Source organism: Pseudohaemophilus paraphrohaemolyticus (assembly GCF_003253115.1).
GTDB classification, from domain to species: domain Bacteria; phylum Pseudomonadota; class Gammaproteobacteria; order Enterobacterales; family Pasteurellaceae; genus Haemophilus_A; species Haemophilus_A paraphrohaemolyticus_A.
On the sequence record NZ_QEQF01000010.1, the window covers coordinates 66081 to 80222 of the forward strand.

Genomic DNA, 14142 nt, shown 5'->3' on the forward strand with positions numbered 1-14142 from the left:
CTAAAAGCCCACTCTACAATGACTACGGATTACTCTTCTGCATCCATCTCTGCGTTTAATAACGCAGCTAAGCTTTGGGTTGCGTCGTCAGAGACGAACTCAAATTCTTCTTCAATGTCTGCATCAGTGGCAAAGCTGTTAGTTGGATTTGCAAAAGTTTCTGCAAAATCAACCGCTTGTCCTGCAGCTGCCGCAGCACGTTTTTCTGCACGTGCTTTGTGGTAAGCAAAACCTGTACCTGCTGGGATTAAACGACCAACGATAACGTTCTCTTTCAAACCACGTAATTCGTCTTGTTTACCTGCAACGGCTGCTTCGGTAAGTACACGGGTAGTTTCTTGGAACGATGCCGCTGAGATGAATGATTCAGTCGCCAATGATGCTTTGGTGATACCAAGCAATTCACGTTCAAATTCTACCAACGGTTTGCCTTCGGCTGCACGTTTGCGGTTGGCAATTTTCACGCGTGCTACTTCTACTTGTTCTCCTTCGAGGAATTCTGAGTCGTAAGCGTTGGTGATGATTGCTTTACGCAACATTTGGCGAACGATAACTTCGATGTGTTTATCGTTAATTTTTACCCCTTGTAAGCGGTAAACTTCTTGTACTTCGTTCACGATGTAGTTGGTTACCGCGTGTACGCCACGTAAGCGTAAGATATCGTGCGGAGTTTCTGCACCATCAGAAATCACGTCACCACGTTGTACCATTTCGCCTTCGAATACGTTGAGTTGACGCCATTTTGGAATCATTTCTTCGTATGCTTCGCCCTCTGCAGGAGTGATTACTAAGCGGCGTTTACCTTTGGTTTCTTTACCGAATGAAACGATACCTGAGATTTCCGCAAGGATTGCTGGCTCTTTCGGTTTACGTGCTTCGAATAAGTCTGCAACGCGTGGAAGACCACCGGTAATATCTTTCGTACCCACAGATTCTTGTGGAATACGTGCTAATGCTTCACCCACTGCGATTTCTGCACCATCATCAAGCGTTACAATCGCTTTACCCGGTAAGAAGTATTGTGCTGGAACATCTGTGCCAGGGATTAAGATATCATTACCGTTTGCATCCACTAAGCGTAATGCTGGACGTAAATCTTTACCTGCAGTTGCACGCTCACCCACATCTTGTACCACGATAGATGATAAACCTGTTAATTCATCAGTTTGACGAGTAACGGTTAAACCATCGACGATGTCGCTGAATTGGATGCGACCTGATACCTCTGAGATAACTGGCATAGTATGCGGATCCCAGTTTGCAACTACTTCGCCTACTGCCACTTCATCGCCGTCGTGTTTAGAAAGCACTGCACCGTAAGGAACTTTATAGTTCTCTTTGGTACGACCGAAGGTGTCAATCACGGTTAATTCAGTGTTACGTGAAGTTAATACCAACTTACCATCTTTGTTAGTAACGAATTTCGCATTTGCTAACTTGATCGTACCGTTGTTTTTCACTTGTACGCTAGACTCTTTGGCTGCCGCAGATGCCGCACCACCGATGTGGAACGTACGCATGGTTAACTGTGTACCTGGCTCACCGATTGATTGTGCCGCAATAACACCCACTGCTTCACCTTGGTTGATAAGGTGACCGCGTGCCAAGTCACGTCCGTAACATTTCGCACACACACCGAAATCGGTGTCACAAGTTACAACAGAACGTACTTTGATGCTATCAACAGAGTTCTCATCAATCACATCACACCATTTCTCATCGATTAAGGTGTTACGCGGAATTAATACTTCTTCTGAACCTGGTTTTAATACATCTTCAGCCGCTACACGACCTAATACTAATTCGCGTAATGGTACTTTTTCATCACCACCTTCAATGTGTGGAGTCATTACGATACCTTCTGAAGTACCACAATCGTCTTCGATGATTACTAAGTCTTGTGCTACGTCTACTAAACGACGAGTTAAGTAACCAGAGTTCGCAGTTTTCAACGCCGTATCGGCAAGACCTTTACGTGCACCATGGGTTGAAATAAAGTACTGAAGAACGTTCAATCCTTCACGGAAGTTCGCCGTAATTGGGGTTTCGATGATCGAGCCATCTGGACGAGCCATCAAACCACGCATACCTGCTAACTGACGAATCTGTGCTGCAGAACCACGTGCACCAGAGTCTGCCATCATAAAGATGCTGTTGAATGAAGCTTGTTTTTCTGGGTTACCCTCACGGTTAATCACTTCTTCCGTTGAAAGGTTGTCCATCATCGCTTTTGCCACGCGTTCGTTCGCCGCTGCCCAAATATCGATTACTTTGTTATAACGCTCACCTGCGGTTACAAGACCTGAGTTAAATTGCTCTTGGATCTCAGCAACTTCAGCTTCTGCTGCACGGATGATCTCTTCTTTTTGTGCTGGGATCACCATATCGTTGATACCCACTGATGCACCAGAACGTGCCGCATATGCGAAACCTGTGTACATTACTTGGTCAGCAAGTAATACAGACTCTTTCAAGCCTAAACGACGGTAACATTCGTTGATGAGCTTAGAAATCGCTTTTTTACCTAACGTTTGGTTGAATAATTTGTATGGCATACCTTTCGGTGCGATCATCCATAAAATTGCACGACCAACTGTGGTGTCGATTAATGAAGTTTTTGGTTCAAATTCTCCCGCTTCATTTTTCACATATTCAGTAATACGTACTTTAACGCGTGAATGTAGCTCTGCTTGACCTGTGCGGTATGCTTTTTCCGCCTCGCGTGGGTCTAAGAAGTACATCCCTTCGCCCTTACCGTTTACTTTCTCACGAGTCATATAGTACAAGCCTAATACAACGTCTTGAGACGGAACGATAATTGGATCACCACTTGCTGGTGAAAGTACGTTGTTGGTAGACATCATTAACGCACGTGCTTCTAACTGTGCTTCTAACGTTAATGGAACGTGAACCGCCATTTGGTCACCATCGAAGTCCGCGTTGAACGCCGCACAAACAAGTGGGTGTAACTGGATTGCTTTACCTTCGATAAGGATTGGCTCGAACGCCTGAATACCTAAACGGTGAAGTGTTGGCGCACGGTTAAGAAGAATCGGGTGTTCACGAATCACTTCTGCAAGAATATCCCATACGATTGGCTCTTCACGCTCAACCATTTTCTTCGCAGCTTTGATAGTTGAAGCAATACCACGGTTTTCTAATTTTGAGTAAATAAATGGACGGAATAATTCCAATGCCATTTTTTTCGGTAAACCACATTGGTGAAGACGTAAGTATGGACCTACGGTAATTACCGAACGACCAGAATAGTCTACACGTTTACCTAACAAGTTCTGACGGAAACGACCTTGTTTACCCTTGATCATATCGGCAAGAGATTTTAATGGACGTTTGTTTGAACCTGTAATCGCACGACCACGACGACCGTTGTCTAATAACGCATCGACAGACTCTTGTAACATACGTTTTTCGTTACGTACGATAATGTCTGGCGCGACTAAATCTAATAAGCGTTTTAAACGGTTGTTACGATTGATCACACGACGGTATAAATCGTTCAGATCTGATGTCGCAAAACGACCACCATCAAGTGGCACTAATGGACGTAAATCTGGTGGAAGCACTGGTAACACAGTCATTACCATCCACTCTGGTTTGTTACCAGATTGTTGGAATGCTTCTAATAATTTTAAGCGTTTCGTGATTTTTTTGCGTTTGGTTTCAGAGTTAGTCTCTTGTAACTCTTCACGCATCATTTCACATTGGTGCTCTAAATCCATATCGCGTAATAACGCTTGGATACCTTCTGCACCCATTTTCGCATCGAACTCATCGCCCCAACGCTCTTCTGCATCAAGGAATTGTTCTTCGGTTAATAACTGACCTTTTTCTAAATCAGTCATACCAGGTTCTGTAACCACATAGCTTTCGAAATAAAGCACACGTTCAATATCACGTAATGGCATATCTAAAATCAAACCGATACGGGACGGTAATGATTTTAAGAACCAGATGTGTGCCACAGGACAAGCTAATTCGATATGACCCATACGATCACGACGAACTTTAGTTTGGGTTACCTCAACGCCACATTTTTCACAAATCACGCCGCGGTGTTTTAAGCGTTTGTATTTACCACATAAACATTCGTAATCTTTGACTGGCCCGAAGATACGTGCACAGAAAAGACCATCACGCTCTGGTTTAAAGGTACGGTAGTTGATGGTTTCTGGTTTTTTCACTTCACCGAAAGACCAAGAACGGATCTTATCTGGTGAGGCTAAACCAATTTTAATTACATCAAAATCATCGTTTGATTTAGATTGTGCTTTTAAAAACTTAACTAAGTCTTTCACTTTTTGCCCCTAGTTTGAGGTTGTTTGTGTTTGGTGAGCAATGCTCACCTTATGAAATTTTGTCGATTGCAAGCGGTCGATTTTTGCAAAATGTTTGAGAAATTTCACCGCTTGTTGATGACCCCTACTTTTGATCCCCCTCTTTTGTAAAGAGAGGTTAGGGGCGATTTAGCAGTAACCCAAACGGAGTTCAGAGGGAAAGTTAATATCGCTATCAAATCTCCCCCAGCCCCTCTTTTCTAAAGAGGAGAGCTTTCTTTCTCCGTCAAAACTCAATTACGCCTCATCTAACTCCATATCAATCGCTAATGCACGGATTTCTTTGGTGATTACGTTGAACGACTCTGGAATACCTGGTTCCATGTAGTGCGTGCCGTCTACGATGTTTTTATACATCTTCGTACGACCGTTCACGTCATCCGATTTCACCGTTAGCATTTCTTGTAAGGTGTAAGCTGCACCGTATGCTTCTAATGCCCAAACCTCCATCTCACCGAAACGCTGACCACCGAATTGTGCTTTACCACCAAGCGGTTGTTGAGTAACAAGACTATAAGAACCGGTTGAACGAGCATGCATTTTGTCATCAACTAAGTGGTTCAATTTGAGCATATACATATAACCTACGGTTACAGGACGCTCGAATTTCTCACCTGTGCGACCATCAAATAAGGTAATTTGACCTGATGTTGGCAAGCCGCCAAGCTCTAATAAGCCTTTAATTTCGCTTTCATGTGCACCATCGAACACTGGTGTTGCAAGCGGTAAACCTTTACGGAGGTTTTCTGCTAAGCGCATCACTTCTTCGTCAGTGAACGTGCTTAAATCAACGCTTTGTGAACCATAACCTAAATCGTACGCTTTTTGGATATATTCACGTAATTTCGCTACAGATTGTTGCTGTTTGATCATTGCGTTGATTTGGTCACCGATACCTTTCGCAGCTAAACCTAAGTGGGTTTCTAAAATCTGACCGATGTTCATACGAGATGGAACGCCCAATGGATTCAATACGATTTCCACTGGCTGACCGTTTTCATCATACGGCATATCTTCAACTGGGTTGATTTTCGAGATAACCCCTTTGTTACCGTGACGACCCGCCATTTTATCCCCTGGTTGGATTTGGCGTTTCACCGCAAGGTACACTTTCACTACTTTCAACACGCCCGGTGCTAAATCGTCACCTTGGATAATCTTGTTACGTTTGATTTCAAGTTTACGTTCAAACTCTTTGCGTAACTCTTCGTGCTGTTCAGCAAGCTGTTCTAATTGGTTTTGTTTTGCTTCATCTTCTAAAGTTTGCTCTAACCATTTTTCGCGAGCCACTTTGTCTAATTCTGCTTCAGCCACACCACCTTCAATTAAGAGGCTGCGAACACGGGTAAATAAGCCCGCTTCTAAGATCTCTAACTCTTCGGTTAAGTCTTTTTTCGCTTCGCGAAGCTGCATTTCTTCGATTTCTAATGCACGTTTATCTTTTTCTACGCCATCACGGGTGAAGACTTGAACGTCGATAACCGTACCTGAAGTGCCATTTGGCACGCGTAATGAAGAATCTTTCACGTCAGACGCTTTTTCACCGAAGATCGCACGGAGAAGTTTCTCTTCTGGGGTTAATTGGGTTTCGCCTTTAGGAGTTACTTTACCCACTAAGATGTCGCCACCTTTTACTTCCGCCCCCACATAAACGATACCTGATTCATCCAGTTTGCTTAATGCAGATTCACCTACGTTTGGAATATCAGCAGTGATCTCTTCCGCACCTAATTTGGTATCACGTGCCACACAAGATAACTCTTGAATATGGATGGTTGTGAAGCGGTCTTCTTGCACCACACGCTCAGAGACTAACATTGAGTCTTCGAAGTTATAACCATTCCAAGGCATGAACGCCACTCGAATGTTTTGACCTAATGCTAATTCACCTAAATCTGTTGAAGGACCATCCGCTAAGATCTCACCACGTGCCACTGGTTCGCCTAAGTTCACACAAGGAATTTGGTTGATACAAGTGTTTTGGTTTGAACGGGTGTATTTGATTAAGTTGTAAATGTCGATACCCGCTTCTCCTGGGATCGTTTCATCTTCGTTTACTTTCACAACAATGCGTGATGCGTCAACGTATTGCACCACACCACCGCGTTTTGCAACAACCGCTACACCAGAGTCAAGGGCGATTGGTTTTTCCATACCCGTACCGACTAATGGTTTGTCCGCACGTAATGTTGGAACTGCTTGACGTTGCATGTTCGCACCCATCAACGCACGGTTCGCATCGTCGTGCTCAAGGAACGGAATCAATGCTGCCGCAACCGATACCACTTGTTGGGTTGAAATGTCCATATAGTGAACATCTTCAGGTTTGTATAAACCAGATTCACCTTGCTCACGACACGTTACATAAGTGTCGGTAAAGCGGAACTCTTCGTCTAAGTTTGAGTTCGCTTGCGCAATCACGTATTTACCTTCTTCGATTGCTGATAAATACTCAATATCCTCGGTTACTTGACCATTCACCACTTTACGGAACGGGGTTTCTAAGAAGCCGTAGTTATTCGTACGCGCATACACAGAAAGTGAGTTAATCAAACCGATGTTTGGACCCTCTGGGGTTTCGATTGGACATAAACGACCATAGTGAGTTGGGTGTACGTCTCGAACCTCAAAGCCTGCACGCTCACGGGTTAAACCACCTGGACCTAGTGCAGAGATACGACGTTTGTGTGTTACCTCTGAAAGCGGGTTATTTTGGTCCATAAATTGCGAAAGTTGTGATGAACCGAAGAACTCTTTCACTGCCGCAGAAATTGGTTTCGCATTGATTAAATCTTGTGGGGTTACGCCGTCTAAATCGCCTAAAGATAAGCGTTCTCGCACCGCACGCTCTACACGCACTAAACCAATACGGAATTGGTTTTCTGCCATCTCGCCCACAGAGCGGATACGACGGTTACCTAAGTGGTCGATATCATCCACTTCGCCACGACCGTTACGGATTTCGATGAGTTTCTTCATCACACCGATGATATCATCGTTGCTTAATACGCCAGAACCTTCGCCTTCTGCAATGCCTAAAGAGCGGTTGAATTTCATACGACCTACAGCTGATAAGTCATAACGCTCTGCAGAGAAGAACATATTATCGAATAAGCCTTCTGCCGCCTCTTTTGTTGGTGGCTCGCCTGGACGCATCATACGGTAGATTTCTACTAACGCAGATAAACGGTCGTAAGTTGGATCTACACGTAACGTTTCAGAAATGTAAGGACCGTGGTCTAAATCATTGGTGAATAATACTTCGATCTCTTTGTAGCCTGCCTGTGAAAGGTTAGCCAACATTTCTAAAGAGATTTCCATATTCGCAGGGCAGATAATCTCACCATCTTCTAAATTCACATAATCTTTCGCAGATACTTTGCCCACGATGTATTCCACTGGTACATCAATTTTGGTCACACCCGCTTTCACTAAATCACGCGTGTGTTTTGCGGTAATACGACGACCTTTTTCTACGTAAACTTTACCGTCTGCTTCAATGTCAAATAACGCCGTTTCACCACGTAAACGCTCTGGTACAAGTTCCATTTGTAACTTGTTATCGCCTGAAACGGTAAATTTCACTTTTTCGAAGAACATTGAAAGGATTTCTTCGGTTGTATAACCTAAGGCACGAAGAATGATCGTTGCTGGTAATTTACGACGACGGTCGATACGTGCATATAAGTTATCTTTAGGGTCGAACTCGAAGTCTAACCAAGAACCACGGTAAGGAATAATACGCGCATTATAAAGCACTTTACCTGAAGAGTGAGTTTTACCTTTGTCAGAATCGAAGAATACGCCAGGACTACGGTGTAATTGTGAAACGATAACACGCTCAGTACCGTTAATAACGAAAGTACCGTTGTCGGTCATCAATGGGATTTCGCCCATATACACGTTTTGTTCTTTAATGTCTTTCACTGTGCCAGCGGCTGCTTCACGGTCGAAAGTCACAAGACGCAATTTCACGCGTAATGGAGCAGCATAGGTTGTGCCACGAATTTGACATTCACGCACATCAAAAACAGGTTCGCCAAGTTCGTAAGAAACGTATTGTAATTCTGTTGCACCGTTGTTGCTCACAATCGGGAATACAGAACGGAATGCCGCTTCTAAACCTTGTTGTCCTTCTGAATCTTGTTGAATAAATTTCTCGTAAGAATCAAGTTGGAGAGTTAATAGATAAGGTACGTTCAGAACTTGTGGGCGTTTGCCAAAGCTCTTACGAATACGCTTTTTCTCGGAATATGAGTATGCCATTTGTAGATAGCCTCTGATTTTTATGTATTTGGTTGAGATTTCACAATCCATACGAGAAAACTCGGTTGGAAGTGGCATTAAAAAAGGATACGAGGTGTCATTTTCCAATCCCCAACGAGCAGTCAAAAATCACTACTGCAAGCGGTCAGATTTGGCAGGAAATTTACCAAAAACAAATGTTTGTTTTTTTACACAATGAACTGACCAAAATGACGAAATCAGCCCAATTTTTAAAGTACAAAAGGCTGACGAGATTTTATCGTCAGCCACGTATGCAAAAATGGTTTGGAATTATACTCAATTAATAGATACCTAGCAAGTTGCAGGATATCGAATCCTTTTAAAAATTATAAGTTTGAGAACAAAGAACATAAGGTGCTACATTGATAGAATGGGATATAGAGGTTATATGCAAAACACAGGGAAGCTTGAAAGAGGAAGATTTAGTATCCCTTTCTCAAGATGCACTGAAAGATGTATGCACAGGCTGCTATCCGCGTGATTGCACAGCTGAAGAGATCCTAGAAATCTACAAAACTGCCTTTTAAGTAGAACTATAATAAAACTAAACTCCGTTTGCCCGATTATTTGTCATGTTTGAATAATCGGGCTTTTTTGTAACTGCGTTTTATTGACACCCTCTCTCCATCTGCCTATCATTCCTGCATTACTGATATATTTTACGGAATAAAACTATGACCAACAAAACCGCTCAACTTAAACAAGCTCTAGAAAATCGTATTCTCATTTTAGACGGTGCGATGGGGACGATGATCCAAAAATATAAACTGACAGAAGCCGATTTTAGAGGCGAGAAGTTTAAGGAAAGTGCGGTCGATTTACGCGGTAATAATGATTTACTGACATTAACTCAGCCACTGCTAATTTCCGCTATTCATGAGAAATATTTAGCAGCGGGTGCAGATATTATTGAAACCAATACTTTTAGTTCAACTACGATTGCTCAAGCGGATTATGACTTGCAATCTATCGCTTATGAACTCAATTTTGTTGGCGCAAAATTAGCGCGTTTGGCAGCAGATAAATACAGTACGCCAGAAAAACCTCGCTTTGTCGCGGGCGTGTTGGGGCCAACAAACCGTACAGCCTCCATTTCACCCGATGTAAATGATCCTGGTTTCCGCAATGTGACGTTTATGGAGCTGGTGGAGGCTTATGCCCAAGCAACAAAAGGCTTAATTGAAGGCGGTGCGGATTTAATTATGATCGAAACCATTTTCGACACGCTTAACGCTAAAGCAGCCGTTTTTTCTATTGAAAGTGTATTCGAAGAATTAGGCGTGGAATTGCCAATCATGATTTCCGGCACCATTACTGATGCTTCAGGGCGAACTCTTTCTGGGCAGACCACCGAGGCTTTCTATAACTCCCTCCGTCACGCAAAACCGCTCACTTTTGGTTTGAACTGCGCTTTAGGCCCAAAAGAATTACGCCAATATGTAGAACAGCTTTCAAAAATCAGTGAAACCTATGTTTCTGTGCATCCGAATGCGGGCTTGCCGAATGCTTTTGGTGGTTATGATTTAGGGGCAGAAGAGATGGCTGCTCACTTAAAAGAGTGGGCAGAAAGTGGTTTTGTGAACATTATCGGTGGCTGTTGTGGTACAACGCCAGAGCACATTAAAGCCTTTGCCGATGCGGTAGAAAATATTCCACCACGCAAATTGCCACAAATCAAAAGAGCAATGCGTTTGTCAGGTTTAGAACCACTCAATATTGATGATGAAAGCCTGTTCGTGAACGTGGGCGAACGCAATAACGTGACGGGTTCCGCGAAATTTAAACGTTTAATCAAAGAAGACAAATTTGCCGAAGCCATTGAAATTGCCATTGACCAAGTGGAAAACGGTGCGCAAGTGATCGATGTGAACATGGATGAAGCCTTGCTCGACGGCAAAAAATGCATGACCCGTTTCCTCAACATTATGGCGACCGAACCCGATGCGGCCAAAGTGCCAGTGATGATTGACTCGTCTAAATGGGAAGTGATCGAGGCAGGTTTGCAATCAGTACAAGGTAAACCAATCGTTAACTCTATTTCCTTAAAAGAAGGCGAGGAAAAATTTATTCATCAGGCTAAATTGGTGCGTAAATACGGTGCAGCCGTTGTGGTGATGGCATTTGATGAAGTGGGGCAGGCTGATACCGAGGAGCGTAAAGTGGAAATCTGTACCCGTGCCTATAACATCTTAGTCAACCAAGTAGGTTTCCCGCCAGAAGACATCATTTTCGACCCGAATATTTTCGCCATCGGCACCGGGATTGAAGAACACAACAACTACGGAGTGGATTTCATTAACGCCACAGGCCGTATTAAACGCAGCTTGCCACACGCCAAAATTTCCGGTGGTGTGTCAAACGTGTCCTTCTCCTTCCGTGGTAACAACGTGATGCGTGAAGCCATTCACGCCGTTTTCCTCTATCATGCCATCAAACAAGGCATGGATATGGGGATTGTGAACGCAGGACAACTCGCAATTTACGACGATCTTGATCCTGAATTACGTAATGTGATTGAAGATGCCGTATTAAACCGCACACTGGACGGCACAGAGCGTTTACTGGATATTGCGGAAAAATATCGCAACCAAGGCAACGATGAAAGTGCGGTAGATTCTGTGGCCGAATGGCGCACTTGGCCAGTGGAAGAACGCTTAAAGCACGCGTTGGTGAAAGGGATTACTACGCATATCATCGAAGATACCGAAGAGGCGCGCCAAAAATTGCCAACGCCGTTAGAGGTAATTGAAGGTCCGCTCATGGCGGGTATGGATGTGGTGGGCGATTTGTTTGGCGACGGCAAAATGTTTCTGCCGCAAGTGGTAAAATCCGCACGAGTGATGAAACAATCCGTGGCGTATTTAGAGCCGTTTATTAACGCGACCAAACAAAAAGGCTCCAGCAACGGCAAAGTGGTGATCGCCACCGTGAAAGGTGACGTGCATGACATTGGCAAAAACATCGTGAGCGTGGTGTTGCAATGTAATAACTTTGAAGTGATTGATTTAGGCGTGATGGTGCCGGCGGACAAGATCATTCAAACTGCCATTGATGAAAAGGCAGATATTATCGGCTTGAGCGGTTTGATTACGCCATCCCTTGATGAAATGGAATACTTCCTCGGAGAAATGACGCGTTTAGGTCTGAACTTGCCTGTTTTAATTGGCGGCGCAACCACCTCCAAAGAACATACAGCCATTAAACTGTATCCAAAATACAAACAACATGGTGTGTTCTATACCTCTAACGCTTCCCGTGCGGTAACAGTTTGTGCAACTTTGATGAACCCAGAAGGCCGTGCAGCATTGTGGGAACAATTCAAGAAGGATTACGAAAAAATCCAACAATCTTTTTCCAATCGCAAACCATTGCGTAAGCAACTCAGCATTGAAGAAGCTCGTGCCAACCGTTTCGACGGCTTTAGTGGTGAATGGGCGGATTATGTGCCACCAACACCAAAACAAACGGGTATTGTCGAATTTAAAAACGTACCAATTGCTGAACTGCGCAAATTTATCGACTGGTCACCATTCTTCCGTATTTGGGGCTTGATGGGTGGCTATCCTGATGCCTTTGATTATCCGGAAGGCGGCGAAGAAGCCCGTCGCGTATGGAACGATGCACAAATGGTATTGGATGAATTAGAACAAAACCACAAACTCAACCCAAGCGGTATTTTAGGCATTTTCCCAGCCGAACGTGTAGGCGATGACGTGGTGCTTTTCTCTGATGAAGAACGCACACAAACCATTGGCACTGCTTATGGCTTACGCCAACAAACGGAACGTGGTAAAAACAGCAAAAGCCCATTTAACTTTGCCTTAAGCGACTTTATTGCTGATCGCGAAAGCGGTAAAAAAGACTGGTTCGGCATGTTCGCCGTGTGTGCCGGCGTTGAAGAAATGGATTTAGTGGAAGGCTACAAAGCCGCAGGCGATGACTACAACGCCATCTTGCTACAAGCCGTAGGCGACCGTCTCGCCGAAGCCATGGCAGAATACTTGCACTTTGAGTTGCGCACCCGCATTTGGGGCTACACGCAAGAGGGATTTGACAATCAAGGTTTAATCAATGAAAACTATGTCGGCATCCGCCCTGCTCCGGGCTATCCAAGCTGCCCAGAACACACGGAAAAAGCCTTGATTTGGGATTTATTAGAAGTAGAACAACGCATCGGCATGAAACTCACCGAAAGCTACGCCATGTGGCCTGCCGCTTCTGTCTGCGGTTGGTACTTCACCCACCCTGCAAGCAACTATTTCACTCTAGGTCGCATTGATGAAGACCAAGCTCAAGATTATGCCAAACGTAAAGGTTGGGATGAGAGGGAGATGATGAAGTGGTTGGGTGTGGCGATGAAGTAGGGTTACACATAAAAGATATGAGCATTTACTAAAGGAAAATATATGGAATTAATAAGCGATAATCCAATAAAAGATTCTAGCAATGATTTATTAGGTAGAGCTAGTAGTGCAGAAGCATTTGCTAAACACATTTTTTCATTTGACTATAAAGAAGGTTTGGTTGTGGGATTATGTGGAGAATGGGGAAATGGTAAAACATCCTATATAAATTTAATGCGACCAGAATTAGAAAAAAATTCTTTTGTACTTGATTTCAATCCTTGGATGTTTAGTGATGCTCATAACTTAGTTGCTTTATTTTTTACTGAAATCTCTGCTCAGTTAAGAGATTATGAGGATGATAGTGATCTAGCTGATAGTTTAGGAAGTTTTGGAGAGTTATTATCTAACTTAAAACCGATTCCATTTGTAGGGGATTATTTTAGTACCTTAGGTGTTTTTTTTAGTTTTTTTTCAAAGAAAAAGAAAGAAAAAAACAGTTTAAAAAATCAACGTGATAAATTAATTGAAGTTCTAAAGGGAATAAGTAAGCCTATTACTGTGATTTTAGATGATATAGATCGCTTATCACCTGATGAATTACAGTCTATTTTAAGGTTGGTAAGAGTTACAGGAAATTTTCCTAATATTGTTTATATTTTGTCATTTGATAAGCATAGAGTTATTAAAACTTTAAATGATAGTAATATCGATGGCAAGGTTTATTTAGAGAAGATAATTCAGATTCCATTTGATATACCACGAGTAGCAAAAAATCTATTACAGGAAAATTTATTCTCATCTTTAAATAAAATTTTAGGAAATGTTTTCCCTGATAAGTCACGCTGGTATAATGCATATTGGGATATCATTAAACCAACAATAAAAAACATTCGAGATATTAGGCGTTACACGTCTTCCCTATCAAATGTTTTTAAACAACTAGGTAAGGAAATTGATATAGTTGATTTACTTACTATTGAAGCAATAAGAATTTTTTATCCTGAAAAATTTAAAGAAATTTATGAAATAAAGGAGTTTTTACTTTCCCAATCAGATGATGAGAAGAAAAAATTGATTCTAACAAAATTTACAGAAAATAATGAAATATACCAATCTTTATTAAGAGTTTTATTTGATATTGATAATATAAATTC

General features: G+C 42.8%; 4 protein-coding genes. 2 read left to right on the plus strand and 2 right to left on the minus strand.

The genetic code is table 11. From position 1 onward, the window contains the following. Positions 1-29: 29 nt before the first annotated feature. Complete coding sequence (gene rpoC / locus DPV92_RS08930; RefSeq protein ID WP_111354572.1) at positions 30-4316, minus strand: DNA-directed RNA polymerase subunit beta'; 4287 nt, start codon at positions 4314-4316, stop codon at positions 30-32. A 276-nt stretch (positions 4317-4592) separates the two neighbouring features. Continuing rightward, the gene (gene rpoB / locus DPV92_RS08935) at positions 4593-8621 is read right to left on the minus strand and encodes a DNA-directed RNA polymerase subunit beta (protein ID WP_111354578.1); all 4029 of its coding nucleotides are present in this window, start codon (positions 8619-8621) and stop codon (positions 4593-4595) included. Between the two features lie 695 nt (positions 8622-9316). On the opposite strand from rpoB, the gene metH reads away from it, so the two are divergent. Both metH and DPV92_RS08955 read left to right on the plus strand, forming a co-directional pair. Continuing rightward, positions 9317-13006, plus strand: a complete 3690-nt coding sequence (metH, locus tag DPV92_RS08950) for a methionine synthase (protein WP_111354574.1) — start codon at positions 9317-9319, stop codon at positions 13004-13006. 42 nt (positions 13007-13048) lie between these two features. Continuing rightward, on the plus strand, positions 13049-14142 hold a 1094-nt coding region (locus tag DPV92_RS08955), incomplete at its 3' end, for a KAP family P-loop NTPase fold protein (RefSeq protein ID WP_225791982.1).

Bases quoted from the DNA above. Each gene is read 5' to 3' on its own strand.
- rpoB (WP_111354578.1), bottom strand. From the start codon at position 8,621: ATGGCATACTCATATTCCGAGAAAAAGCGTATTCGTAAGAGCTTTGGC.
- metH (WP_111354574.1), top strand. From the start codon at position 9,317: ATGACCAACAAAACCGCTCAACTTAAACAAGCTCTAGAAAATCGTATT.